Source organism: Corallococcus sp. AB011P, assembly GCF_003611605.1.
Classification (GTDB): domain Bacteria; phylum Myxococcota; class Myxococcia; order Myxococcales; family Myxococcaceae; genus Corallococcus; species Corallococcus coralloides.
On sequence record NZ_RAVX01000018.1, the window covers coordinates 130,034 to 155,927 of the forward strand.

General features: G+C 70.2%; 21 protein-coding genes. 13 read left to right on the top strand and 8 right to left on the bottom strand.

The window, feature by feature from the left end:
* On the top strand, window positions 1-3,653 hold a 3,653-nt coding region (locus D7X30_RS32280), incomplete at its 5' end, for an Ig-like domain-containing protein (protein ID WP_147443374.1).
* 340 nt (window positions 3,654-3,993) lie between these two features.
* Window positions 3,994-5,229, top strand: a complete 1,236-nt coding sequence (gene ftsZ / locus D7X30_RS32285) for a cell division protein FtsZ (protein WP_120566867.1) — start codon at window positions 3,994-3,996, stop codon at window positions 5,227-5,229.
* 19 nt (window positions 5,230-5,248) lie between these two features.
* Here ftsZ and D7X30_RS32290 read toward each other — a convergent pair whose 3' ends face one another.
* Window positions 5,249-5,590, bottom strand: a complete 342-nt coding sequence (locus D7X30_RS32290; protein ID WP_233591908.1) for a hypothetical protein — start codon at window positions 5,588-5,590, stop codon at window positions 5,249-5,251.
* A 173-nt stretch (window positions 5,591-5,763) separates the two neighbouring features.
* Here D7X30_RS32290 and D7X30_RS32295 point away from each other — a divergent pair, with 173 nt between their 5' ends.
* From D7X30_RS32295 to D7X30_RS32305, 3 genes are read left to right on the top strand one after another with little or no spacing between them, the layout of a single operon-like run.
* Window positions 5,764-7,113 carry an acetyl/propionyl/methylcrotonyl-CoA carboxylase subunit alpha gene (locus tag D7X30_RS32295; protein ID WP_120566812.1) on the top strand — a complete coding sequence of 450 codons (1,350 nt, stop codon included), beginning with the start codon at window positions 5,764-5,766 and terminating at the stop codon, window positions 7,111-7,113.
* 53 nt (window positions 7,114-7,166) lie between these two features.
* Window positions 7,167-7,379, top strand: a complete 213-nt coding sequence (locus tag D7X30_RS32300) for an acetyl-CoA carboxylase biotin carboxyl carrier protein subunit (RefSeq protein WP_120566813.1) — start codon at window positions 7,167-7,169, stop codon at window positions 7,377-7,379.
* A gap of 39 nt (window positions 7,380-7,418) precedes the next feature.
* Entirely contained in the window at window positions 7,419-8,183 is a 765-nt protein-coding gene (locus tag D7X30_RS32305; protein ID WP_120566814.1) for an enoyl-CoA hydratase/isomerase family protein, read from the top strand.
* Here D7X30_RS32305 and D7X30_RS32310 read toward each other — a convergent pair.
* Together D7X30_RS32310 and D7X30_RS32315 are read right to left on the bottom strand one after the other, a co-directional pair.
* Window positions 8,180-8,773 carry a response regulator gene (locus D7X30_RS32310; RefSeq protein ID WP_014398871.1) on the bottom strand — a complete coding sequence of 198 codons (594 nt, stop codon included), beginning with the start codon at window positions 8,771-8,773 and terminating at the stop codon, window positions 8,180-8,182. The genes D7X30_RS32305 and D7X30_RS32310 overlap by 4 nt on opposite strands.
* A gap of 42 nt (window positions 8,774-8,815) precedes the next feature.
* A complete protein-coding gene (locus tag D7X30_RS32315) occupies window positions 8,816-10,699 on the bottom strand; it encodes an FHA domain-containing protein (RefSeq protein WP_120566815.1) in 1,884 nt (627 codons plus the stop codon).
* A gap of 228 nt (window positions 10,700-10,927) precedes the next feature.
* On the opposite strand from D7X30_RS32315, the gene D7X30_RS32320 reads away from it, so the two are divergent.
* Window positions 10,928-12,379, top strand: a complete 1,452-nt coding sequence (locus D7X30_RS32320; RefSeq protein ID WP_233591909.1) for a rhomboid family intramembrane serine protease — start codon at window positions 10,928-10,930, stop codon at window positions 12,377-12,379.
* 9 nt (window positions 12,380-12,388) lie between these two features.
* On the opposite strand, the gene D7X30_RS32325 is transcribed toward D7X30_RS32320, so the two are convergent.
* Both D7X30_RS32325 and D7X30_RS32330 read right to left on the bottom strand, forming a co-directional pair.
* Window positions 12,389-13,246 carry a hypothetical protein gene (locus D7X30_RS32325; RefSeq protein WP_120566817.1) on the bottom strand — a complete coding sequence of 286 codons (858 nt, stop codon included), beginning with the start codon at window positions 13,244-13,246 and terminating at the stop codon, window positions 12,389-12,391.
* 7 nt (window positions 13,247-13,253) lie between these two features.
* Window positions 13,254-14,549, bottom strand: a complete 1,296-nt coding sequence (locus D7X30_RS32330; protein WP_120566818.1) for a hypothetical protein — start codon at window positions 14,547-14,549, stop codon at window positions 13,254-13,256.
* A 296-nt stretch (window positions 14,550-14,845) separates the two neighbouring features.
* On the opposite strand from D7X30_RS32330, the gene D7X30_RS32335 reads away from it, so the two are divergent.
* The 4 genes from D7X30_RS32335 to D7X30_RS32350 all read left to right on the top strand — a co-directional run bounded on the left by D7X30_RS32335 (window position 14,846) and on the right by D7X30_RS32350 (window position 20,154).
* Window positions 14,846-17,158, top strand: coding sequence for a glycosyltransferase family 39 protein (locus tag D7X30_RS32335; protein WP_120566868.1), 2,313 nt, complete (start codon window positions 14,846-14,848; stop codon window positions 17,156-17,158).
* Window positions 17,155-18,114 (top strand): ABC transporter ATP-binding protein, encoded by a 960-nt coding sequence (locus D7X30_RS32340; protein WP_120566819.1) that lies wholly within the window; start codon window positions 17,155-17,157, stop codon window positions 18,112-18,114. The genes D7X30_RS32335 and D7X30_RS32340 overlap by 4 nt, the downstream gene beginning before the upstream one ends.
* Window positions 18,115-18,116: 2 nt before the next feature.
* On the top strand, window positions 18,117-18,917 hold the full coding sequence (locus D7X30_RS32345; RefSeq protein WP_120566820.1) for an ABC transporter permease subunit: 801 nt from the start codon (window positions 18,117-18,119) through the stop codon (window positions 18,915-18,917).
* 196 nt (window positions 18,918-19,113) lie between these two features.
* Window positions 19,114-20,154, top strand: a complete 1,041-nt coding sequence (locus D7X30_RS32350) for an SPFH domain-containing protein (RefSeq protein WP_120566821.1) — start codon at window positions 19,114-19,116, stop codon at window positions 20,152-20,154.
* A gap of 71 nt (window positions 20,155-20,225) precedes the next feature.
* Here D7X30_RS32350 and D7X30_RS32355 read toward each other — a convergent pair whose 3' ends face one another.
* A complete protein-coding gene (locus D7X30_RS32355) occupies window positions 20,226-20,768 on the bottom strand; it encodes an FHA domain-containing protein (protein WP_120566822.1) in 543 nt (180 codons plus the stop codon).
* 65 nt (window positions 20,769-20,833) lie between these two features.
* Window positions 20,834-22,486 (bottom strand): chromosome segregation protein SMC, encoded by a 1,653-nt coding sequence (locus D7X30_RS32360; protein WP_370039676.1) that lies wholly within the window; start codon window positions 22,484-22,486, stop codon window positions 20,834-20,836.
* A gap of 104 nt (window positions 22,487-22,590) precedes the next feature.
* Between D7X30_RS32360 and epmA the strand changes: the two genes are divergently transcribed.
* From epmA to D7X30_RS32375, 3 genes are read left to right on the top strand one after another with little or no spacing between them, the layout of a single operon-like run.
* The gene (gene epmA, locus D7X30_RS32365) at window positions 22,591-23,604 is read left to right on the top strand and encodes an EF-P lysine aminoacylase EpmA (protein WP_120566824.1); all 1,014 of its coding nucleotides are present in this window, start codon (window positions 22,591-22,593) and stop codon (window positions 23,602-23,604) included.
* Complete coding sequence (locus tag D7X30_RS32370) at window positions 23,604-24,341, top strand: 1-acyl-sn-glycerol-3-phosphate acyltransferase (protein ID WP_233591911.1); 738 nt, start codon at window positions 23,604-23,606, stop codon at window positions 24,339-24,341. Before epmA ends, D7X30_RS32370 begins: the two co-directional genes overlap by 1 nt.
* A complete protein-coding gene (locus D7X30_RS32375; protein ID WP_120566826.1) occupies window positions 24,338-25,063 on the top strand; it encodes an inorganic pyrophosphatase in 726 nt (241 codons plus the stop codon). Before D7X30_RS32370 ends, D7X30_RS32375 begins: the two co-directional genes overlap by 4 nt.
* Window positions 25,064-25,138: 75 nt before the next feature.
* Here D7X30_RS32375 and D7X30_RS32380 read toward each other — a convergent pair whose 3' ends face one another.
* Window positions 25,139-25,801: an MmcQ/YjbR family DNA-binding protein gene (locus tag D7X30_RS32380; RefSeq protein ID WP_120566827.1), complete on the bottom strand. Its 663-nt coding sequence runs from the start codon at window positions 25,799-25,801 to the stop codon at window positions 25,139-25,141.
* Window positions 25,802-25,894 lie beyond the last annotated feature (93 nt).

A 25,894-nucleotide genomic window follows, 5' to 3' on the forward strand; every position in this document is an offset into this window, starting at 1 on the left:
CGGGTAACTGGAGCTACCAGTTGCCGGTGTCCCTGCCGGAGGGCTCCATCACCGTGACCGCGGTGGCCACGGACGCGGCGGGCAACACCAGCACGCCGGACAGCACCACCTTCACGGTGGACCTGACCGCGCCGACGGTGACCATCACCACGCCGGCCAACAGCTCCACGGTGGGCGCCAACGTGACGGTTACCGGTACGACCGCGGGCGGTGCGACGAGCGTGACCGTGTCCTTCCAGGGCACGGACTACGGCCCCATCCCCGTGGATGGCTCGGGTAACTGGAGCCAGGCGCTGCCCGGCCCGCTGGCAAACGGCACGTACACGGTGACGGCGGTGGCGGTGGACGCGGTGGGCAACACCAGCACGCCCGCGACCTCCACCTTCACGGTGAACACGGCCGCCCCGACGGTGGCCATCACCGTCCCGGCCAACGGCGCCACGGTGGTGGTCCCCAACGTGACGGTGTCGGGCACGTCCGCGAACGCCACGTCCGTGACGGTGCTGTTCCAGGGCACGATCTACGGCCCCATCGCGGTGAACGCCTCCGGCAACTGGAGCCAGGCGCTGCCCGGCCCGCTGGCGGACGGCACGTACACCGTCACCGCGGTGTCCACGAACGGCGCGGGCACGAACAGCACGACCGCGACCACCACCTTCACCGTCAACCAGGCGGGGACGGTGGATACGGACAACGACGGCCTGACGGACGCCGAAGAAGTCCTCGCGGGCACCGACCCGAACAACCCGGACACCGACGGCGACGGCATCCCCGACGGCATCGAGGTCAAGGTGGGCGGCACGGATCCGCTGGACGACGATTCGGATGACGACGGCATCCTCGACGGCAACGAGGACAAGGACCACGACGGCGTCGTCGACGCCGACGAGACGGATCCGAACAACCCGGACACCGACGGCGACGGCCTGACCGACGGCGTGGAGCTGGGCCTCACCCAGCCGCAGGGCGACGACACCGACTCGACCAGGTTCGTGGCGGACAAGGACCCGTCGACGAAGACGAACCCGCTGGACGACGACACGGATGACGACGGTCTCACCGACGGCAACGAGGACGCCAACCACGACGGCCTCAAGGACCCGACCGAGACGGATCCGAACGACATCGACACGGACGACGACGGCCTGACGGACGGCCTGGAGTTGGGCCTCACCCAGCCGCAGGGCACGGACACCGACCCGACGAAGTTCAAGGCGGACCAGGACCCCGACACCAAGACGAACCCGCTCGACCCCGACACCGACAACGGCGGCGTGTTCGACGGCATCGAGGACAGGAACCACAACGGCCGCGTGGACGTGCAGGAGTCCGACCCGCTCAACCCGGCGGATGACCAGGACGCGGACGGCGACGGCATCGACAACGCCACGGAGCTGGAGCACAGGACGGATCCGTTCGACTCCGACTCCGACGACGACGGCGTGCCGGACGGCATCGACGGACTGACGGACACGGACGGCGACGGCGTCATCGACGCGCTCGACCCGGACAGCGACAACGACGGCATCAACGACGGCACGGAGATGGGTGTCACCGCGGAGACCGCTCCGGCGGGCACCGACAAGACGTCCCCGAACTTCAAGCCGGACGCGGATCCGACGACGAAGACGGACCCGAAGAACCCGGACACGGACGGCGACGGCCTGAAGGACGGCGAGGAGGACGCCAACCACGACGGCCGCCGTGACGCCACGGAGACGGATCCGAACATGAAGGACACCGACCAGGGCGGCATCGATGACGGCACGGAAGTGAAGGGCGGCTCCGATCCGCTCGACGCCAACGACGACTTCCTGGTCGTGGGCCACGGCTGCAGCACGGGCGGCTCCGGTTCGCTGGCGCCCTTCGCGCTGATGCTGCTGGCGCTGCCCCTGGTGGGCCGCCGCTTCCGCCGCGCCGGGGACCTCCTGGCGCGCGCGGGTGGGGCGCTGGCCGTGTTCGTCATGGCGCTGGTCGTGGGCATGGGCACCCCTGCCCACGCGCAGGCCACCGCCGTGTCGCAGGCCATCGACGTGCAGCAGTACAAGCCGGGCCCGGGCGTCGCGGACGTGCTCGCGGTGCACGGCGCGAAGGTGCAGCGGCACCTGGGGTGGAACGTGGGGCTGTCGGTCAACTACGCCGACAAGCCGCTCAACTTCTTCGACCCCCGCTCGGACACGTACGTCACCTCCCTGGTGAAGAGCCAGGTGGGCTTCGACCTGATGGGCGCCGTCGGCCTCTTCGACCGGTTCGAAATCGGCGTCGTGCTGCCCATCACCATTCAGGGCTCGGAGAACTCGCCGGCCGTGGACTCCTCCTTCGCCAATGGGGTGAGCGGGGGCGGCATCGGCGACCTGCGCCTCATCCCGAAGGCGCGGCTGCTGGATGGCGATGACTACGGCGTGTCCGTGGTGCTGCCCATCTCGCTGCCCACCGGTGGTGCGTCGAACTTCCTCGGCGGGTCCGGTGTGTCCGTCAACCCGCGCGTGGTGGCGGAGTACGGCAAGCGCTTCCGCGTGCTCGCCAACGTGGGCGTGGACATCCGCGAGTCGCAGCAGCTGCGCAACCTGAACGTCGGCAGCGCGCTGGCGTACGGGGTGGGCGCGGAGGTTCCGCTGGGTGACCTGCCGCTGGCCGCCCAGGCCTCGCTGGTGGGCTCGATGGGCTTCAAGCAGCAGAACGAGGAGGAGCGTCCCCTGGAGCTGCTCGCGGCCCTGAAGTACCGCGCGCCTACCGGTCTGTCCGCGCAGGTGGGCGCGGGCCCGGGCCTCACGCACGGCTACGGCACGCCGACCTTCCGCGTGCTCGCGTCCGTGGCCTACAGCACCCCGGAGCGCGCCCCGGCGCCTCCGAAGCCCGTGTGCCCGGAAGGCCCCGAGGACTTCGACGGCTTCCAGGACCAGGACGGCTGCGCGGATCCGGACAACGACGGCGACGGCATCCTGGACACGGCCGACCAGTGCCCCAACGAGCCGGAGACGGTGAACGGCTTCGATGACGATGACGGCTGCCCGGACACGAAGCCCGTGCCGCCTCCGCCCGCGCCGGTGGACACCGACGGCGACGGCCTGATGGACCCGGACGACAAGTGCCCCAACGCGCCCGAGGACTTCGACGGCTTCCAGGACGAGGACGGCTGCCCGGATCCGGACAACGACAAGGACGGCATCCCCGACACGGCGGACAAGTGCCCGCTGGAGCCGGAGACCATCAACGGCGTGGATGACGAGGACGGCTGCCCCGACAAGGGCAAGGTGAAGGTGCTCGTCGAGGGCGAGCGCATCCTCATCCTGGAGAAGGTCTACTTCGCCACGAACAAGGACGTCATCCTGCCGCGCTCGTTCCCCATCCTGAAGCAGGTGGCCGCCGTGCTGCGCGCCAACCCGCAGGTGGAGCTCTTGCGCGTCGAGGGCCACACGGACAGCCAGGGCAACGACGCCGCCAACCTGGACCTGTCCAAGCGTCGCGCCGCCAGCGTGAAGACGTTCCTCGTCAACGAGGGCATCGCGGGCGAGCGCCTGGAGTCCGAGGGCTTCGGTGAGTCGAAGCCGGTGGACACCAACAAGACGGCCGCGGGCCGTGAGAACAACCGCCGCGTGGAGTTCAACATCACGCGGATGGCCAAGGTGGAAGTGGAGAAGCCCGCCCCGTAGCGCTGCACTTCAGGAATGAAACACGCAAGGCCCGGTTCCCCCCGAGGGAGCCGGGCCTTTTCGTCATCCACGCCCCGTCCTGTCACGTCATGCGTGCGCGGAAGGCGCGTACAACTGGTCACGGCGAGTCACCGGACGCGAGTCAAGAGGGTGTTTACATCCGCGCGATGTCCGCATGGCCGCTGATGCCATTCGCGTAAGTGGGCGTCAGGACTCGGCCGCGCAGCAGGGCGCTACAGGCTGGTAGCGGAATACTTGCCAAAGCGCCCGACTTCCTGATGATTGTTGAGGGTGGGTGTTTCCGCGGACGGCGCCGCGGTGCTTCCGCCACGAGGACGACATGGACCAGTTCGAGCAGAACAAGCAGGCCGCGAAGATTCGTGTCGTGGGCGCGGGCGGGGCGGGATGCAACGCGGTCAACACGATGATTCTGTCGAAGCTGGATCGCGTCGACTTCATCGCCGCCAACACCGATGTCCAGGCGCTCGCCGCGAGCAAGGCGCCCACCCGGCTGCAGCTGGGCCAGGCGCTCACCAAGGGCCTGGGCGCCGGCGCCAATCCGGAGATGGGCCGCGAGGCCGCCCTGGAGTCGCGCGATCAGATCGCCGCGGTGCTGGAAGGCGCCGACATGGTCTTCGTCACCGCGGGCATGGGCGGTGGCACCGGCACGGGCGCCGCGCCCATCATCGCGGACATCGCCAAGAGCCTGGGCTGCCTCACGGTGGGTGTCGTCACCAAGCCCTTCCTCTTCGAAGGCAACAAGCGCCGCAAGCAGGCCGAGCAGGGCATCGTGGAGCTCAAGGCCGCGGTGGACACGCTCATCACCATCCCCAACCAGCGCCTGCTGTCGCTCTCCAATGAGCCCATGCCGCTCTTGGAGACCTTCAAGCGCGCCGACGAGGTCCTGCTCAACGCCGTGCAGGGCATCAGCGACCTCATCCAGTACCACGGCTACATCAACGTGGACTTCGCGGACGTGAAGACCATCATGAGCGACAAGGGCCTGGCGCTCATGGGCACGGGCCACGCCTGTGGCGACCGCCGCGCCGTCACCGCCATGCAGCAGGCCATCTCCAGCCCGCTGCTGGAGGACGTCTCCATCGACGGCGCCACGGGCCTGCTCATCAACATCACCGGCGGCCGCGACATGACCCTGCAGGAGGTCAACGAGGCGCTGACGCTGGTGCACGACGCGGCGGACGGCGAGGCGGAGATCATCTTCGGGTCGCTCATCGACGAGCAGATCCAGGACGAGGTGAAGATCACCATCATCGCCACGGGCTTCGTGCACCGGGACGCGCCCAAGGTGCGCCCCATGGCTCAGGTGGTGCAGGTGCCGCTGGTGGGCCGTCCCTCCACGCAGCCTTCCGTGCTGTCCTCGTCGCGCGAGGAGGTGGCCAGCCTGGTGCCCACGAAGGGCACTCCGCGTCCGGCCATGTCCACCGTGGAGTCGCCCAAGTCGTCCATGCAGAGCGCGCGCACGGCCGTGGTGAAGGACGCGGCGCTGCCCCTGGACGAGGATCAGTTCGACATCCCCACGTTCCTGCGCCGTCAGGGCCAGACGGAGCTGCCGTAGTCAGGCAGCGGCGGGGACACTAGCGGGGGAGGCGGGCGACGCTCGCCGTGCCCCTGCCGGTGAGGCGGTCGCATTTGGTGAACAGTCCGTCCACCTCGTCGTAGAGCGCGTCGATGCGCTCCGACGCGCTGGGGGCGGGAAGCAGCCCGTCGCCGGACAGCTCCTCCAGGCGGGTGCCGGCGCGCTGCAGCAACTGCAGGGCCTTGAGCAGGGAGCGGCCCTGCTGGGTGCCATCGGGCGTGAAGAGGGTGCCGCCCTCGTAGAGCGTCACCAGATTGGCGCGGGTGTCCTGCTGCCGCTGGTTGAGCCGGTTCCGGTACAAGTCCAGACGGCGGGCGCGACGGGCACCATGCAGGTCCACGACGCTGTGCGTTCCTGTCGAGGGAGGATTCACGTCGGGCAAGGTACGCCAGGGGCTCGCAAGCCCGCAAATTTACGGGACTGTACGGACCTGTTGCGCGACCGCCCGGACGCTTGTCAGTCAGGGGGGTGGGGGTTAGTTTGGCCGCCCTTCGCAACGCCAGGGTGCCTGCCATGTTCCAGAAGCTGCTCATCGCCAACCGGGGTGAAATCGCGCGTCGCATCGGGGCGGTGGCCCGGGGCATGGGCGTGAAGACGGTGGCGGTGCACTCGGACGCGGACGTGAACCTGCCCTTCGTGAAGGAAGCGGACGAGGCCGTGCGCATCGGCCCCGCGCCCGCGAAGGACAGCTACCTGAGCATCCCTGCCATCCTGGAGGCCGCGAAGAAGACGGGCGCCCAGGCGGTGCACCCGGGCTACGGCTTCCTGTCGGAGAACGGCGAGTTCGCCCAGGCGTGCGCGGACGCGGGCATGGTCTTCGTGGGTCCGCCGCCGGAGGCCATGGCGCGGATGAAGGACAAGAGCCAGGCGCGCAAGCTGGTGTCCGCCGCGGGCGTGCCGGTGGTGCCGGGCAGCGACGGCGTGCTGCCGGACGTGCAGAGCGCCCTGGAGGCCGCGGAGCGCATCGGCTACCCGGTGCTGTGCAAGGCCGCCAGCGGCGGTGGCGGCATTGGCATGGCGGCGGCGAACACCCCCGCGGAGCTGGAGAAGGTGTACCGCCAGTGCACGGACCGCGCGAAGGCCGCCTTCGGCCGCGAGGGCGTGTACCTGGAGCGCTACTTCCCGGCGCCCCGCCACATCGAGGTCCAGATTCTGGGCGACACCCACGGCCACCTCATCCACGGCCTGGAGCGCGAGTGCTCCATCCAGCGCCGGCACCAGAAGGTGGTGGAGGAGGCCCCGTCGGTGCTGTTCGCCAACGGACGGAACGCGGCGCTGGCGGACACGCTCTTCACGGCGGCCGTGAAGGCGGCGAAGGCGTTCGGCTACGCCAACGCGGGCACGGTGGAGTTCCTGTACTCCGACGGGCAGGTGTACTTCATCGAGATGAACGCCCGGCTCCAGGTGGAGCACCCGGTGACGGAGCTGACCACCGGCCTGGACCTCATCGGCTGGCAGCTGCGCATCGCCGCGGGTGAGAAGCTGACGGTGAAGCAGGAGGACGTGAAGCGCAAAGGGGCGGCGCTGGAGTTCCGCATCTACGCGGAGGACCCGGTGAAGTACTTCCCGTCCCCCGGCCCCCTGAAGGTGTTCCAGCCGCCCACGGGCGAGGGCGTGCGCCTGGACTCCGGCTACGCGGAAGGGGACGTGGTGACGCCGAACTACGACCCGATGATCGCCAAGCTCATCATCAGCGGCGCCACGCGCGACGAGGCCATTGCCCGCGCGGTGAAGGCCCTGGAGTCCTTCCGCATCGAAGGCATCAAGACGAACATCCCGCTCCACCTGCGCATCCTGAAGGACCCTGCCTTCAGCGCCGGCGAGCTGGACACGCACTTCCTGGATCATCACGCGAAGCCTTAAAGGGCGGCGGGGAGACCCCCCGCGCTCGTTTCCCACCCGAGGAGGGACGGTTCATGGCGGACGTTGCGGCGCACATCACGGGCACGGTGTGGAAGATCGAAGTGAAGGTGGGCGACAAGGTGGAGGCCGGCACCACGCTCGTCATCCTCGAGTCCATGAAGATGGAGATGCCCGTGGAGGCCGAAGAGGGCGGCACGGTGAAGGAGATCCGCTGCAAGGAAGCGCAGGCGGTCAACGAGGGTGACGTCCTCGTGGTGCTTGAGTAGCCACGGGCTTCACGCAAGGAGACGGGAGCGACGCGCAGGATGGAGCCCACGCTGGAGGTGGAGGATCGCGAGGGCGGTGTCCGGGTGCTCACCGTCTCCAACCCGTCGCGGCGCAACGCGCTGAATGACGCGTTGCTGGCCCGGATGGACGCGGCGCTGGAGCCTGCCACCCACGTGCGAGCGCTGCTGGTGCGCGGCCAGGGCGGCCACTTCTGCGCGGGCTACGACTTGACGCACCTGGGGCCGCCGGGCGCGGACGGGCGGCTGCCGGATGACCCGCTGGTGGCGTGCCTGCTGAAGCTGGAGCGGCACCCGGCGCCGTCGGTGGCCCTGGTGCAGGGCGGCGCGGTGGGCGCGGGCTTCGACCTGGCGGCCTCCTGCGACTTCCGCGTGGGGGCTTCCGACGCGTTCTTCCTCATGCCTCCGGCCCGGCTGGGCATCGTGTACTCGCCGGAGGGCCTGTCGCGGGCTGTGCGGCTGGTGGGGCTGTCGCGCGCCAAGCAGCTGTTCCTCACCGCGCGCCGGCTGCCGGCGGCGGAGGCGCTCGCGTGGGGCCTGTTGGATGAGTGCCCCGAGGACGCGGAAGGACGCGCGCTGGCGCTGTGCGCGACGCTGGCCGCGGGGGCTCCGAAGGCGGTGTCGGGGATGAAGGAGGCGTTCGGGCTGCTGGCGCGCTCCGGGTTGTCCCCGGAGGACGTCGCGCACCTGCGTCAGGTGCGCGGCGAGGCGTTTGGCAGCGAGGACGCGAAGGAGGGGCGCGCGGCCTTCTTGGAGAAGCGCGCGCCCCGGTTCTCCGGCCGCTAGGTGTCGCCGAACAGCTCGCCCATGCGCAGCTGCAGCGCGGAGGCGATCTTGTAGAGCGACGAGATGGACGCGGAGGACTCCGCGCGTTCAATCTGGGACAGCAGGGACACGGACAGTCCGGTGCGGCGGGCCAGCTGCTTGAGCGTGAGCTCCTGCGTCTTGCGCGCGTCGCGGATGGTGCGGCCGATGGCGCGGTGCAGGTCCGCTTCCGGGTCCTGGGACAGACCCTTCTTCTGCAGCGCGTTGCGCACGGCGGCCGTGAACTGCTCCGGCTCCATGGGCTTCTTCACATAGTCGGACGCCTGCGCCTTGAGCGACGCGACGGCCGTGTCCACGGTGGGGTAGGCCGTGGCGACGATGACCGCGATGTCCGTGTCGTACTTGCGGATCAGCTCCAGCACTTCGGTGCCGGACATCTGCGGCATCATCATGTCGAGGATGACGAGATGGAAGTCGGAGCCACGGAGGATGTCCACCGTCTGCGTGGGGTCCGTGGTGGTGACGACCTCGTAGCCTTCACGGGTCAGCACGAGCTTGAGGTAGTCGCAGTTGTCCTGCTCGTCATCAACTACCAGGATGCGAATCTGCACAGCGTCTCCTCGCTGCAGGGTTGAGGGAAGTGCTGCGGGGATCTACTTGCCATCACGTGAGGTGGGGGGATTTTGCGTCGGGGGCGGCGTCTCGGTGAGCTTGCCCAGGGCTTTGATCACCAGGTCGCGCTTGGGATAACCCTCATCCGTGAGGGAGAGGAACTGCCCGTAGTGCCGCACGCTCATCTCGGTTTCATTGCGCTTCGCATACGTGAAGCCCAGCATCAGGTGGCACTCAGGGATGTCTGGCGCCATCAAGGCGCAGTCCTTGGCAATCACCAGCGCCCTATCCAGCTCCTGATCCTTGATCAGGGCGCGGACCTTGGCCTGGATCTCCTCGATGTTCTTGGCAACCCCCTCCGCCGATTTCATTCGCTGCATGTACTCGGACGTGGGCTGCCCAGCCGGCTTCTTGGCGGCGGTAGTCGCTCCCTGCGCATCCGAAGGAGGGGGCTCCGTCACAGGGGTGGTCTGCGCGGCCTGCGCCTGCGCGGCTTCCAACTGGTCGCTCAGCTCCCTGCGGGCCTCCGCGAAGACCGTGTCCTCGGGGATGGCGCTGAAGCTCTTGACCGCGCCATCGACCTCCTTGGCCTTGAGGGCCTTGCGGGTCGCTTGGATGGCGCTGTCCGCCTTCTTTTCCTTGTCCAGCCGTGCCTGATGCGCCTCCAGGGTCGTGGCCGGAAGCGCCTTGGTCTTGCGGAGCGAATCGAGCGCGGTGGCGGCGATGTTCAACTTGCCCCCCTGTAGCGCATCCAGGAAGGCCTGATCCGCCGGAGGTTCGGGCGCCTTCTCAGGCGTCGCGGGCGGGTTCGCGGCCACGGTCTCCGGGGGCTTCGTCTCCGGGGGCTTCGTCTGCGGCGGCGGCTCCGGGATGGACTGCGGATCCGCGGCGACCACGGGGGGCGTGGTGTCCGGCGGCTTGGGCAGCAGGTCCTGGCCCTTCACCACGAAGATCGCCGCGCCCGCGCCAATGGACAGGAACGCGATGACCGCGGCGACCCACATCTTCTTGGAGCCGGTGCGGCCCTGCGCGGCGATGTCGTCTTCCAGCGAGCCGGGCCCCACGAAGCGCAGCTTCACGTGGCCCATCTCGATGATGTCACCGTGAGAGAGCGTCGCCTGGGCGTAGCTCTCGCCGTTGACCGTCATCCCGTTGGCCGACTGCATGTCGATGACGCGCCACTCGCCGGTCTCCTCGCGCACGACCTTCGCGTGCGTGCGGGACAGCGAGCGGTGGTCCAGGGCCACGTCGTTCTCCGACGTGCGGCCGATCCGCAGCTCCGTGCGGTTGCAGTCGTACTCCTGGCCCTTGAATTCGGCGGGGCCGAGCACCACCAGCCGGGGCTGCTCGTCCTCGGGCACGCGCTCCACGCGCCGGGGCCGGTCCGCCTCCATCTGGTCCATGCGGATGATGGACGTGGCGTTGCGGCGCGCATCCGCGGACACGGGCGTGTGCTCGTGCTCGTCGCCCGAGTCGTCGTCCTCCGCCTCGTCCTCACCATCCACCATGGTGTCGCGGGGACGGGGACCTCCGGCGACCTCGTCGTCGTCCTCCTCCTCGGGCTCCGGCTCCGGCCGGCGGGAGGCGGGCACCTTGGCGGTGATGGCGCCAGTAGGAGCGCCGGCGTTGGCCGCGCCCTCGACCTGCAACGCCAGATCGTAGTCGCCGATCTGGATGAGGTCGCCCTCCTTGAGAGGGAGCTGGCCTGCGACGCGCTCTCCGTTGATCCGGGTGCCGTTGTAGCTCCCCAGGTCTTCGAGCACGACGTGTCCATTGAGGCGCACGAGCCGGGCGTGTCGACGTGACACGTTTCGCTCAGTCAGGCGGATGGTGTTCCCCTCCTGACGGCCAATGGTGATTTCGTCGCGCACGAAGGGAACAACGGTCTTGCGCCCCTCGTCGTCTTCGATGATGAGCTTCAGCACGGGTCCGGTCCGAGTACAGCTATAGCAGAATGCCCTTTGCCGAGACAAGCCATGTATCCCCCGAGAACAACAGGGTTTTTCGCCCATCCCAGGGGCAGGAAGGCACTGTTGTCCATCGGTCGATTGGCCGGAAAGGGTGGGGAGGGCAGGATACCGGGGCTCACGATAGCGCTGATCGCGGCGCAGGCCATTCTGTACACCTTGGTGGCGTCCGGAGGCCCACCCGGAGTGGATGCGCTGCTCCACTGGGGGGCCAAGTCCGGCCCCCTGGTGACGGACGCGGAGCAGGGCTGGCGGCTCCTGACGGCCAACCTCCTGCACCGGGACGCCCTGCACCTGGGCCTCAACCTGCTGGTGTTCGCGGGGGTGGGCACGGCGGTGGAGCGCTCGTGCCGGTGGTGGGACTACGTGGCGCTGCTCGCCGTGTCCGGGCTGGCGACGATGGCGGGCTCGCTCTGGTGGTCTCCAACGGTGAGCGTGGGCGCGTCCGGGTGGGTGTTCGGGTGCGTGGGGGCGCTGCTGGTGCTGGGGCGGCGCGCCCGGACCGGGGCCGGAAAGGCGCGGCTCGGGTGGTTCTCCGGGGAGAACGCGCTGCCCACGGTGCTCGTCTTCCTGTGGCTCGGCTGGACGAGCGTGGGCGTGGACAACGCCGGGCACATGGGGGGGCTGATGGCGGGGCTGCTCGTGGGTGTCCTCTTGCGCTCGCGGGCGTGGGGGCCGGGGGGCTTCCGGGCGGTGGCGCTGGTGGGGCTCGCGGGGCTGGGCGCGGCGGTGGTGGTGGCGGAGCGGTCGCGGTGGCGGGTGGAGCACGACGACGGCTTCGGGGTGGCGGTGTCGCTGCCGGACGGCTGGCGCCGCGAGGAGGACGGCCAGGAGCGGCGGGCCTTCTCCAATGGCCTGAAGGGCCTGGGGCGGGCCACGCTCACGGCGGAGGCCATCGAGGCGGGTGAGCCCGGGGACGGCTCGGTGCAGGCCCGGCACTTCCTGGACGCGTCGCTGGTGCCGGGGCGGGCGGGGCCGGAGGGGCGCACGGTGTCCGCGGGCGCCGTCGAGCCCGCGTCGCTGGGAGGCCGTCCCGCGCAGCGGATCCGCGCGGAGCTGGACGGGGTGGGGGGGCGGACGCACCTGGTGGCGTGGTTCGTGCCACGTGGGGAGTGGGTGTACCGGCTCGTCTTCACCTGGCCACAGGCCTACCCGGCGTACGCGCGGGTGGTGGAGCGGATGACGGCGGACGTGCGCTTCGAGGAACCCGCGAGCCTGCGGGTCGCCCGGGCCCGGGCGCTGCTGGTGCCGGGCGTGGCGGGGCCGCTGCGGGAGCTGGGGCATGCGCTGCGGCGGTGGGGGCTGCCGGCGGATGCGGTGGAGCCCCTGGCGTCGGCGGTGCGGCTGGCGCCGACGCAGGTGGACACGCGCGTGGAGCTGGCCCGTGCGTACTTTGAATCCGGGCAGGTGGAGGCGGGCTGTCACTCCGCGGCGGAGGCGCGGGTGTATGGGCCGTCCGACACCGGCGCGCTGGAGGCGGGCGTGCGCTGCGCGCTGGCGCAGGGGGATACGGCCGAAGCCCTGCTGCGCCTGGAAGAGGCCCGTCGCGTGGACCCTCGGAATGCGCGCCTGCGCGCGGCCGAGGGCGCCTTGAAGGCGGCGGTCGAGGCGCCGGGGCCGGCTCCCCAGAGGCGGTGACGCGGGAGTTCAGCGCTCGCCGAACGGTCGCACCGCGAGCCCCGCGCCCAGCATCCCCTCGTCGCGCCGGAAGAGGCCCGCGTCGTTCAGCACTCCCGTGGCGGTGAGCCGCGCGAAGACCGGCGCGTCGTTGACCGCGAGGAGCACGTGCTCCAGCGCGACCTCGCCCCTCGCCCGGAAGTGGGCGCCGCCGTCGAAGTCGAAGCTCCAGCCCGCGAGCCCCGTCGCGCGCAGGGCCCACCTGCCATCCCGCGTCTCCCAGCCCGCGTCGAGCAGCAGGGACGTGAAGGGGGACGCCTCGTTCCGGGTGCCCTCCGGTGAGTGTCGCAGGGCATGGCTCGCGGCGGGGCCCACGGCCAGCCAGCCCCACTCCGTGTTCGTGCGGAGCGGATCCAGCAGCAGTCCCACGCGGCCCGTCTCCAGCGTCCAGCCCGGGCCCTCCCAGACGCGCCGCTCCAGGTGCGCCGCGCGCAGGGCGAGGGCGACGTCGAACGGGAAGGGGATGTTCCGGGGCCGGCCGATGGTGACGAGGAGGGAGCCTTCCTCCACGTGCCTGCGCAGCAGTCCGTCGTACGCGGTGAAGGTCAGCCCCTTCTGCTCGCCGCCCCACGCCTCCGTCATGAGCAGCCGGTGAGAGTCGATCCACAGCGAGTCCGCCTTGCTGCCGCTCGAGCGCACCGTGCGGACGAGGAACCCCGTGCGCACGGCGAGGGCCTCCGCGTCGTCCTGCACACGCAGCGCGGTGCCCAGCACCCAGCCGGTGCCGGGGTCGAAGCAGGTGGGGAACGTCTCCCCGGTCGCTGTCTGGCCCTGACAGGACAGGCCGGGCGTGGTGCCCAGGAGCAATGCCAGCGCGAGCGCCACCATCCCGGACCTAGCCCTTCCCGGGAGAGGACGACGGCGCGGACCTTCTGGCCGGGGCCCACATGGAGAAGCGCAGGCCCGCCTGAGCGGACCACTCCCAGCCGGCGGGCGCGTTCGCCACGTCGTCACGCCACGTCCCGCGCCCGTCCAGCGTCAGGCTCACGGGCTGGTCGTTGATGGCCAGGGCGATGACCTCATAGCTCGCGCGCAGCCGCAGCCGCTCCGGACGCAGGGGGCGGCCCTCCACGGCTTCCGCGAACAGCACCTTCTGGGCCTCCGCGCCGAAGCGCACGTGGTGGAAGCCGTCCCGGTCCAGCGTGAGGTCCCCCTCCAGCGCCGCCGCGGGAACGAGCGTGAAGAAGCCGTTCGTCCGGTCGCGCTCCAGGGCGGGACCGGCCCGCAGGCGCACGTAGGATACGAGGTCGCTCGAGTGCCACAGGTCCAGCGTCACGTTTGTCGCGACCACGGAGAGGAAGTCCGCGTGCACGTCCTCGCGGCGCGCCTGTTCGCCGTGGAGCACCTCCATCCAGAAGCCGAGGTTGGCGTAGATGTCGAAGCGCCGGGGGCGGCCGTAGAAGGTCGTCACCCGGAAGAGCGGCGCGTCATTCTGGCTGCGGAAGTCGTAGCGCAGGAGCGTGGCCTCGTAGGAGGGCGCGTCCCCCAGGTACAGTTCTGTGTCCAGCAGCGTCATCCGGTGCAGCCGGTCCGAGTCTCCTGGCCACTCCAGGTCCACGCCGAAGTCCACCCGCACGCGTTCCTCCAGGCGGTCCGTCTCGCGCACCCAGCGCGGCGCCCAGGCCCCGCCCACGTAGACGCGCCGGTGCAGGTCGAAGTTGTACTGGAGCACCCGCCCGCGCTCGTCGCGGTACCAGCCCGGCGGCGCCTCCGCGATGGCGGGCACCATGCGATACTGGCGCGCCGTCTCCATGGGCATCAGGTTCGGCACGCACCCGTCCACCCGCTGCAGGGGCTGGTCCTTCTCGTGGCCCTCCACGTCCAGCTCATGGGCGGGCGACACCAGGCACTCCCGCTTCACGTCGTCGCAGTGGGCACGCCACGCTCCGGAAGGCACGGCGGGCGTGGGCGGCAGGGCGAGGCACCGCACCTGCCCACCATAGGGCTGCTGGGGAGACGACGCGTTTGGAACGGCCATCTGGAAGTCCCACGGCTCCGGCGCCGCGGGGGGCGTTGCCTCCACCGTCTCTTCGACCGGAGCTTCGACCGGAGCCTGGGGCTCCGTCCCCTCCGGCGCCTCCACCTGCCCCAGCAGGAAGGCACATCCCAGGGTCACCGCTGAAACCAGCATCACTGCTCCTCTTGAGATTGAGCGGCCCTTCGCGTTCCGGCCACGCGGTCAGGCTTGGTGATGGGGGGGCATTACAAGGCCCGTGCCCCTGGCTGGAGGACGGCCTTTCGCGGACTTGCCCGTGCGGCTGTGCAGGCGCCTGCACAGCCCCTGTGCACGCGGCAGCGCGTGCGCTGGCGCGAGAACGACGCACTCCCTTCCAGGTCGGTCGACCGGCGGGGGTGGTGGGGATATAAGCCCCCCGGCCCCATGGGGTGCACGGTGGCCCGTCCCGGACGACGAAGGAGCACGCGCGCGTGGCAAGCGACGGCGAAAAGAACTCGCAGGGGGAATCCACCTTCACCCAGGCCATCCTCGGTGATGACACCCTGACGTCTTCATGGGGGCGGCGGTGGCTGGCCCTGTCCTTCAGCGCGCGCGTGGTCCTGGCGACCGCGGGCTTCGCGGCGCTGCTCTTCGTGCCCTACCTGGGCGCGGTCGGCCTGTGGGACCCCTGGGAGACGCACTACGGCGAGGTGGGCCGGGAGATGATCCAGCGCGGCGACTACGTCTATCCCTTCTGGGAGAACGCGTGGTTCTTCTCCAAGCCGCCGCTCACCATGTGGATGCAGGCGCTGGGGATGAACCTCGTCGGCGCGCTCCGCGGCGACGGCGCCATGGGGCTCTACACGGAGTGGGGCATGCGCATGCCCTTCGCGCTCCTGAGCATCACGGCCGTGGCGCTCCTGTCGCTGGCGGTGGCGCGCGTGGTGAACATGCGCGCGGGCCTGGCCACGGGCTTCGTGCTGGCCACCATGCCGCTGTACTTCCTGCTCACCCGGCAGACCGTCACCGACACGCCCTTCGTCACCACCTTCGTGTGCGCCATGGCGTGCGCGATCATCGGGCAGTTGGATGACACCACGAAGCACCGCGCCGCCTGGTGGTACGCGTTCTACGTCTTCGCGGGCCTGGCCTCGCTGGCCAAGGGCCTGTTGGGCGTGGGCCTGCCCGCGGTCATCCTGGTGCTGTACGCGGTCGCTGGCGTCATCCCGTGGAACCGCGAGAGCCTGGAGGAGCACCTGCGCTGGCTCACCCGCGGCGAGGTCCGCGCCCAGGTGCGCGCGGGCACGCGGACCATGCCCGTGCTGTGGGCGCAGATGTACCGGATGAAGCTGGGCACGGGCATCCTCGTGTTCGCGGCGGTGGCGGTGCCCTGGTACCTGACGCTGGTGCTCTTCAACGGCGTGGACGACGAGGGCAAGCTGTTCTGGTACCGCTTCTTCATCCACGACCACTTGAACCGCCTCACCGCGGGCGTGCACACCACCACGCCGGGCGGGTCGTTCACCTACTTCATCGAACAGGGCGGCTTCGCCATCTTCCCGTGGGTGGCGCTCCTGCCCGGTGCGTTCGCGGTCGTGTCGCGCCTCAAGCTGCGCTCGCGGGACAAGGCGGACCACCTGGCGCTCATCGCCGTGCTGTGGGTGGCGTTCGCGTTCTACCTGCTGGCCTCCAGCGCGACGAAGTTCCACCACTACGTGTTCCCGGTGCTGCCGGGCCTGGCCATCCTCATCGCGCTGTTCGTGGACCGGCTGTGGAGGGACGGCATCTCCGAGCACGCGGTGAGCCTCATCTTCGGCCTGATTCTCTTCATCCTGGTGGGCAAGGACCTGGCGGAGAACCCCAAGGACTTCACCGACCTGTTCGTCTACAACTACGACCGGCCCTATCCGCAGGACCTGGTCACCAAGCCCATCGCGTTCTTCTCCTCGCGCCCGCTGTGGATGGGCGACCTGGTGACGCTGGTGCTGCTGGCCTTCGGCGTGTACCTGGCCTTCGACGCGTTCTCCTCCAAGGCGAAGCTGGAGCGCCCGGCCGCCGGGCGTGCCATCGCGCTGGGCCTGCTGCTCACCGGCGGGGCCACGCTGGCCGCGGTGGCTTCGCAGGGGCAGGTGTCCGCGATGGGGCTGTGGGGCGTGGCGCTGCTGGCCGTCGCGGGCTTCCTCATCTGGCAGGCGTCGCGGCCGGAGGAGGCGCCGGGGCGCACGGTGCTCCAGGCAGTGGGCTTCGGACTGGCGCTGGTGGGCGTGGCGCTGGCGGTGCGCGGCTTCAAGGGACCGCCCGCGTCGGACGCGCTGTTCAAGGCCCTGTCCGGCACCATCAACGTGAAGGTGGGCATGGGCTTCGCGTTCGGCGTGGCCGGCGTGCTGGCGGCGGTGGCCGCGCTGCAGCGCTCGCGCGTGCTCTTGTTCAGCACCTTCTGGGGCCTGGCCGCGGCGTTCGCGCTCTGGTTCAACTGGGGCCACTGGGTGGACCTGTCCCACCACTGGACGCAGCGCGACCTGTTCTGGCGCTACTACAACCAGCGCAAGGCGGGCGAGCCCATCGCCGCGTACATGATGAACTGGCGCGGTGAGACGTTCTACTCGCGCAACACGGTGGAGCAGTTCCGCGCCAACGACGCCAACACGCGCATGCGCCAGTACGCGGCGCGGCCCGGCCGCGAGTGGGCGCTGGTGGAGCACAACCGCGTGAACCTGCTGCGCAACGCGGTGGGCTCCGACAAGAACGTCACCCTCATCGACCGGGACATCAACAACAAGTTCGTCCTGGTGACCATCGAGTGAGCATCCTCGTCCCGCCCCCGCTCGCGGAGCCCCCTGCGAGGGGAGGCCTGCGCGTCCGCGGACTGGCGAAGCGCTTCGGCGAGCGCACCGCCGTGGAGGACCTCACCTTCGACGTGCGGCCCGGCGAGGTGTTCGGCCTGCTGGGCCCCAACGGCGCGGGCAAGACGACGACGGTGCGCATGCTGACGGGGCTGCTCAGGCCCTCCAGCGGCGACGCGGAGGTGTGGGGCCACTCCGTCACGCACGACGGCGAGTCGCTGCGCAAGGTGGTGGGGCTGCTCACCGAACAGCCCGGGCTCTACGACCGGCTCACCGCGCGGGAGAACCTGCGCTTCTTCATGAAGCTGCATGAGATGGACGAGTCCGTCGCGTGGCCCCGGGCGAAGCACTACCTGGAGCGCTTCGGGCTGGGCGGCCGCGAGGACGACCCGTGCGGCGGCTTCAGCAAGGGCATGCGCCAGAAGCTGGCCATCGTGCGCACGCTGGTGCACGACCCGCGCGTCATCTTCCTGGATGAGCCCACCAGCGGCCTGGACCCGGAGTCCGCGCGCACCGTGCGCGACGCGGTGGCGGAGCTGGCCTCCGAGGGGCGCACCATCGTGCTGTGCTCGCACAACCTGGCGGAGGTGGAGCGGCTGTGCGAGCGCGTGGCCGTGGTGCGCCGCCGCCTGCTGGCGCTGGGCCCGGTGCGCGAATTGCGCCGCGCGGGCCAGTCGCTGGACGTGCGCGTGGAGGGCAATGCGGAGGCCTTCCTTCCCGCGCTGGCGGCGCTGCCCTTCCGGCCCAACGTGCTGGTGGAGGGCGGGCGCCTGCGGGTGATGCTGGCGGATGAGGCGCGGGCGCCGGACGTGGTGGCGCGCCTGGTGGCGGCGGGGGCTCGCGTGCACAGCGTGGTGCCCGCGCAGCGGCCGTTGGAAGAGGTGTACCTGGAGCTGCTGCGGGAAGAGGAGACGTGAGCATGGCCTTCCGGCCGCGACGCGCGTTGGCGGTGTTCTGGAAGGACTCGCTGGACCTGCGCAAGAACGTGGGCCTGCTCGTGTCCATGGCGGTGCTGCCGCTGGTGATGGTGACGGTGCCCATTGGCGTGGTGTGGACGTACGTGCGCCAGCCGGACCACGCGGACCTGCGCACGGTGGCGCTCTTCTACGACCCCACGCTGCCCCTGGGCGCGAGCGCGGCGCGCTTCCTCATCGACAAGTCGCTCACCGACTGGTTCGGCATGTTCCTGGTGATGCCCGTCTTCATCCCCATCCTCATCGCGTCCCAGAGCGTGGCGGGGGAGAAGGAGCGCCGCACGCTGGAGCCGCTGCTCGCGTCGCCCGTGTCCGCGGCGGAGCTGGTGGCGGGCAAGTGCCTGGCCGCGCTGGTGCCCGCGGTGGTGCTGACCTGGGTCGCCTTCGCGCTGTTCTGCGTGGGCGTGGACTGGGTGGCGTGGCCGCTGGTGGGCGCGCCGCTGATGCCCAATGCGCTGTGGGGCTTCGGGGTGTTCGTGCTCGCGCCGCTGTTCGCCTTCTTCGGCAACGGCGTCGCGGTGCTCATCTCCGCCCGGGTGAGCGAGGCGCGCATGGCGCAGCAGCTGTCCGCGCTGGTGGTGCTGCCGCTGGTGGGGCTGGTGGGAGGCCAGGTGGCCGGCGTGCTCAAGGCGGGCGTGGAGTACTACGCCATCCAGGGCGCGGTGGTGCTGGTGCTGGACTTCATCCTGCTGGCGGCCAGCATCCGGTTCCTGGACCGGGAACGTCTGGTCAGCCGCTGGGGTTGAGTCACTGGCGGGTTGGAGAGTGGACTGCCAGGGGGCCGGGCGGACGGGCAGGCGCCCGTGAAGCTGTTATGTTCCGGGCAGGATGCCGGGTGAAGCGCGGTGGCGCTTTCGCGCCGGCGGCCCCGCATTTAGGGGTTGGGGATACGAAGCTTTGAAGACCTGCCGCCCACGCGGCCACGGAGGCGCTGAAACAGACATGGGGATCTTCGACAGCATCAAGGGCGAGGCGCAGCGGAACTTCATCGCCCGCGCGGACAGCGCGAAGGGTGAGATCGTCTACAAGTATCCGGAGAAGAACGTCCGGATGAAGACGCAGCTCACCGTGGACGCGGATGAGGTGGCGCTGTTCGTCAAGGACGGCAAGGTGGAGGGGAAGCTGGGGCCCGGCCGCCACACGCTGGACACCAACAACATCCCGTTCCTGTCGCGCCTGCTGGAGGGCTTCACCGGCGGCAACATGTTCATGGCGGAGATCTTCTTCGTCTCCAACCGTGAGCACACGGGCGTGAAGTTCGGCGGCCCCATTGGCGACGTGCGCGACCCGGAGACGGGCCTGGGCATCGGCACCATGGTGTACGGCGACTTCTCCATCCGCGTGACGGAGCCGGAGAAGCTGGTGGTGGGCCTGGTCGGCATGGGCCGCGCCTCCAACGAGGAGTTCCTGGGCTGGTTCAAGGGCCAGGTGCTCAAGGTGACGCGCGACCGCACCGCCGAGCTGCTGGTGAAGAAGAAGTGGCCGCTGCTGGACGTGACGAGCGGCGCCTACGTGGAGGAGATGGAGCAGGAGATTCTCGCCGGCCTGAAGCCGCACGTGGACTCCTACGGCCTCACCATCGTCCGCATGGGCAACTTCGTCGTCAGCATCAAGCCCGAGGACGAAGTCACCCTGAAGAAGCTGTCCAAGGACGTCGCGTACTCGCGGCTGGCGGGCGGCTTCCAGCAGTACGCGCAAGGGCAGGCGATGCTCGGCGCGTCCGAGGGCATGGCCAAGGGTGGTGGCGGCTCCGACGGCGCCATGCAGGGCATGGGCATGGGCATGGGGTTCGGCATGGCGCAGATGTTCGCCAACCAGCAGCAGCAGCAGCAGCGCCCCGCGGAGCCCGCGCAGGCGGCTCCTCCCGCGGACACGCGCAGCCCGGCGCAGCGGCTCAAGGAGATCAAGGAGCTGAAGGACGCGGGCGTGCTCTCCGACGAGGAGTACGCCGCCAAGCGCGCGGAGCTGATGAAGCTGCTGTAGTCCCGCGGCTGTCCGCGCTGACTTGAACGAGGGCCCTGTCTCCCTGTGTGGAGGCGGGGCCTTCGCGCGTTTCAGGGGGCGGGCGTGCCGGGCACGGCGAGGCGCAGCTGTTCGTGCAGCGTCTCCGCGCGCAGGTAGAGGAACTGCACGTCGCCGAAGGCCAGCGTGGCGCCGTCGTGGAGCATCACCTGGGCCTTGAAGCCCAGGGGCGCGCCGTTGATGAAGGTGCCGTTCATGGACTGGGCGTCGCGCACGGAGAAGTCCCCGGTGCCCGCGTTCCAGCGCAGGGTGGCGTGGTGCTGGGAGACGGAGGGGTCCGGCACCACGAGGTCGCACGCGTCGGTGCGGCCCACGGTGAACTCCTCGCCGTCCTGGTTGGGCTGGAGGAAGTGCACCTCCAGGTTGTCGAAGTCGCGCAGCATCGCGAGCAGCCGCTCCTCCATGCGCGAGCGGTGCGCCATCCCCACCGTGCGCATGCCCACCATGCCCGGGGCCACCACGGCCTTGAAGGCGGCGTCCACGGGCTGCTGGATGAGGGCGATAGCGCCGGACGCGGACCGGAAGGACTCCAGCGAGGCTCCCGCGAAGGGACGGAGCTGTTTCACGGACACCATGGCCCTGGACCCTACGTGCAACCGGCGGGGACGGGAAGGGCCCGGTGGGGCGTGGAGGCGTGTGCCTACGAGGCCAGCGACGTGGCCTGGGCCCGGGGCATCTGGGGCACCGGAGGCGGCGCCGGCGGTGGGGACGGCTGCGCGGGCGTGTCGTCCAACCGGCGCAGGTCCAGCTTCATGGGCACCTGGAGCGTGGTGCTCAGCCGCAAGAGCAGCACGTCCGGCGCGAGCCCGTTCTCACCAATCGCCTGCGTCACTTCGCGCGCGGAGGGCGCGGTGCCCCGGGCCCAGAGCTCCTTGAGGAACGCGCCCGCCTCCGGCGCGTGCCACCACGCCGGGCCAAAGCGCGCCTTCAGCTGACCCTGGAGCTGCCCCGCCAGGAACCACGCCCGGAAGCTGTCGGCGGACTGGTAGAAGTCCTCCTGGTCCACGAGGTATCGCTCCACGTCGTCCGCCGTCATCGGCATGGCGCCCGTGCGCGCCATCAGCGCGCGGTACAGCTCGCGCGGATCCACGTCCGTGCGGCGGTGCAGCTCCAGCTGGTAGAGCAGCCGGCCCGCAGCGTGGCGGATGAGGTACAGCTTGTGCGCGCTGGAGGCCGCCAGGTACTGGGCGCGCTTGTCCGCATCTCCCAGCACGCCCGCGTTCTCCTCCAGCCACACCGGGTCCTCCAGCAGGTCCTCGAAGAGCGCGGAGTACGCCTCGCCCACGGTGGGGTTGCCCAGCCGCGCCAGCTCGAAGCGGGCCTCCTGGGTGAAGGCCGTGTGCAGGAGGTGCCCCACTTCATGCAGCACGCGGCCCTGGTGCAGCACGCCCGTGCCCGGCTTGAAGGACAGCCTCACGTCGGACGGCACCTTCACCGCCAGGGCCAGCGGACGCGGGTTCTTCCGCGGCAGGTCGCGCGCGTCCACCTTCACGTTGGGCAGCGCGTTCAGGTCGATGCCCAGCCCCGCCACCGTGGCCTGGGCCTTCGCCAGCGACTCGCCCTTGGGGAACGCGTCCTCCACCTCGCGCGAGCGGAACAGGCGCGGGATGTCCGCGCGCGTGATTTGCGCGAAGGGCAGCCCCAGCTCGCGCTGGGAGAGCCGCTCCATCACCAGCCGGTACGGTTCCTGGGTGGCCTGGAGCACTTCCTCCGCCAGCTGCGCCAGCCGCTCCAGGTCCGCCTGCCGCAGCTCGCTGCCGAAGGCCTCGTAGGACTCGAAGCCCATCTGCTGCACCAGCTCGCGGGTGCGTGACTCGCGGCGCAGGAGCGTCTGGTTGAGGCGCGTGAGCGCGGGCGTGGCCGCCGCGTAGAGCGCCTTGCGCCGGAGGGCGCTCTTCTCGTTGGCGAGCAGCCGCTCCAGGTCGTGGTAGCTCACCTCGCGCCCGTCCACGTTCAGCTTGAGGGACGCCTCCAGGTTGGCGGAGGCGTCGTTGTGCTCGGCCAGCTCGTGCGACAGGAACTCACCGGCGAAGTGACCGTGGAGCGCGGTGAGGGCGCGCAGCTCGCGCGGGTCCTTGGTCAGGTGTCGCAGCCGGTCGATGCGCCGCAGGTTCTCCAGGCTGAAGAGCGCCTGCTTGCCGCTGTAGGTGGCGGCGATGTCCACCGCCTTGCCCTCCGTCCAGAAGTCCCAGACGAGCCGGTGCTGCTCCTCCAGGAGGAGCGCGGCCTCCGTGGACAGGGCGTTCACCTCTCCGGTCAGCAGTTCTTCCTCGCTGGGAGGGGGGACCACCACCGGGGGTGGCGCCTTGTGACAGGCGCTCAGCAAACACATGGCGGCGGCGAGGAGGGACGGAATCCTTGGGGACATGGGCCGCCCATGTTACTTCCGACCCGCCGATGCCCAACGTAAACCCATGGCGAGCGGCCCGGGGACGCCAGGGCCTCTACTCCGCCCTGCGACAGTTCTTCGCTGGCCAGGGTTACCTGGAAGTGGAGACGCCGCTGCTCGTGCCCACGCCCGGCATGGAGCCGTACATCTCCGCCTTCGAGACGCCCTTCGTCCCGGAGACGGACCTGGGCAAGGCGCGCACGCTCTACCTGCACACCAGCCCCGAGTACGCGATGAAGCGCCTGCTCGCGCAGGGCGCGGGGCCGCTGTTCCAGATATGCAAGGTGTTCCGGAACGGCGAGGTATCCCAGACGCACAACCCGGAGTTCACGCTGCTGGAGTTCTACCGGCCGCACGCGGACTACCACGCCATCATGGACGACCTGGAGGGCGCGCTGGCGGCGGCGGGCCGGGTGGCGGCGGACGCGAAGGAGGGTGACCCTGTCGCGGACCCCGCCTTCTTCACGCGCACGCCATACGAGCGCGTGACGGTGCGGGACGCGGTGCTGCGCGCCACGGGCGTGGACATCCACGTGCACCCGGACGGCGCGTCGCTCAAGCGGGCCGCGGACGCCGTGGGCGTGCACACCGGGAACTCCACGTCCTTCGACGACGTCTTCTTCCACCTCTTCCTGGAGCGGGTGGAGCGGGGGCTCGGCCACGAGCGGCCCACCTTCCTCATCGAGTACCCCGCGTCCATGGCGGCGCTGTCCCGGCTGAAGCCCGGCGACGGCCGCGTGGCGGAGCGGGTGGAGCTGTACGCGAAGGGGCTGGAGCTGGCGAACGGCTTCTCTGAATTGACGGACGCGGTGGAGCAGCGCGCGCGGCTGGTGGAGGAGCAGGAGCTGCGCCGCAAGCTGGGCCGCGCCGTGTATCCCCTGGACGAGCGCTTCCTGGAGGCGGTGGGCCGCATGCCGCCGTCCGCGGGCATCGCCGTGGGGCTCGACCGAATCCTGATGCTGCTGCTCGGGGTCCAGCGCATCGAGGACGTCCTCCTGTTCCCCGCCCACGGGTTCGTCTGATGCTCAAGGTGCTCCAGACGCTGTTCGCTGGCACGGCCACGGTGGGCCTCACGGGCGTGACGTCCGCGACGGTGACGCTGCTGTCCGGGTTGGAGCAGCACCCGGCGGCGGACAAGGTGCTGGGGGCCTGGGGGCGCTCGGCGCTGGCGGCCGCGGGCGTGCGGCACGAAGCCTTCGGCCTGGAGAACATCCCGAAGGACGGCAACGTCGTCTTCGTGAGCAACCACCAGTCGCACTTCGACGCGATGGTGAACTTCGCGCACATCGACAAGCACACGCGCTACGTCGCCAAGGCGGAGCTCTTCAAGGTGCCCGTGTTCGGCCGGGCCATGCGCGTCGCGGGCAACATCCCCGTGCAGCGCACCGGCGGCGCGGATGACCGGGCCCGGCTCCAGGAGGCCGTGACGGCGCTGCGCGAGCGGGTCAGCGTGCTCTTCTACGCGGAAGGCACGCGCAGCCCGGATGGCGAGCTGAGGCCCTTCAAGAAGGGCGCCGCCACGCTGGCCATCCAGGCGCAGGTCCCCGTCGTCCCCATGGCCGTCTCCGGCACGCGGCTCATCCTCCCCAAGGGCGGGCGGGCCATCCAGTGGGGCCAGCGGGTCGCGTTGGTGGTGGGCAAGCCCGTGCCCACCGAAGGGCTGACGTTGGCTGACCGGGATACCCTTACCCGCCGCCTGGAAGAAGCGGTGGCGGGGCTGTACGCCGAGGCGCGCCAGCGCTCGGGAGACATTTCATGAAGAAGAGCACCCAGGCCCAGTCGCAGGCCCACCCCTGGCACGGCATCGCGCCCGGGCCGGAGGCCCCTGAAGTCGTCACCGCGTACATCGAGATCGTCCCCACGGACGCCGTGAAGTACGAGATGGACAAGGAGTCCGGCATCCTGATGCTGGACCGGCCGCAGCGCTTCAGCAGCCAGTGCCCCACGCTCTACGGCTTCATCCCGCGCACGTACTGCGGCGAGCAGGTGGCGAAGCGCTGCGCGGAGCGCACCGGCCACAAGGACATCCTCGGCGACGGGGACCCCATCGACATCTGCGTGCTGACGGAGAAGGTCGTCTCCAACGGCAACCTGCTGGTGCACGCGGTGCCCGTGGGCGGCTTCCGCATGGTCGACGGCAATGAGGCCGACGACAAGATCATCGCGGTGCTGGAGTCGGACCTCGTGTACGGCGAGCTCCAGTACATCGCGCAGCTGCCGCGCCCGCTGCTGGACCGCCTGAAGCACTACTTCCTCACCTACAAGCAGATCCCGGGCGAGGGAAAGCGCAGCGTGGAGATCGCGGAGGTCTACGACCGGCAGGAGGCGCTGGAGGTCATCCGCCGCAGCATGCGCGACTACGACAAGCTCTTCGTGGAGCCGGAGGCGAAGCCCGCGAAGAAGTCCGCGCCGGCCGCTCGCCGCAAGACGGCCGTGGCGAAGGCGGCGGCCAAGGGCCCCATGGGCCGGAGCAAGAAGTAGCCGCTTCCTGAAGTCCCACCGCGCGGGAAGGGCAGGGCCCCGAAGGGCCCCCTTCTCGTCGCGTGTGGGGCCTGCCTACGAGCGGCGGGCGCGCTTGGGCGCGGAGGTGGCGGCGCGCTTGCCCCGGGCCGGAGCGGCGGCCTTGCGCGCCGTCTTGGCCTTGGCGGCGGAGGCCGTCTTCGCCACCTTCTTGGTGGCCTTCTTCGCCGCGGTCTTCACGCGGGCGGCGGCCTTCTTGGCCACGGCCTTCACCTTGCCCACGACCTTCTTCGCGGCCTTCTTCGCCGGGGCCACGGCCCGGCGCACGGAGGGCTTCTTGCCCGCGGCGGCCTTCTTGGCCGGCTTCGCGGCGGGGCCGGGGACGGCGGTGCCCCGGGCGGGCAACTGGTCCACGAGCTTCTTCGGCGCGATGGCGCGGTAGCTCTCGTCGATCCACGCCTTGATGACGGGCACCGGCACCTGCGAGGCCTCGTCGAAGTGGGCGGTCACCCAGCCGCTCTTTCCCAGGCCGTACTCGGTGGGCTCGGTGAAGGGCAGCGTGAGGGCGGCGTCCTTCGAGTCGGGCAGCTTGGCGGAGAGGTTCAGCTTCTCGCCGTCGACGGTCATGAAGAGGAAGGTCTTGTCATTGACCTTCATCGCGCGGTGGCCCCAGGGGAAGTCCTCGTGGGCGCCGGGGTAGCTCATCGCATGTTCGCGCAGTACCGCTTCGACCTTCTGCGTCTCGTTCTCTGCGGGCATGGGCACCTGGCTTCGTTGTGGGTCGTGACAGCTTAACCGCACCTGTCTCATCCAGCGTATTCCCCAATGTGTCGGTTGCAGGAGGAAAGACAG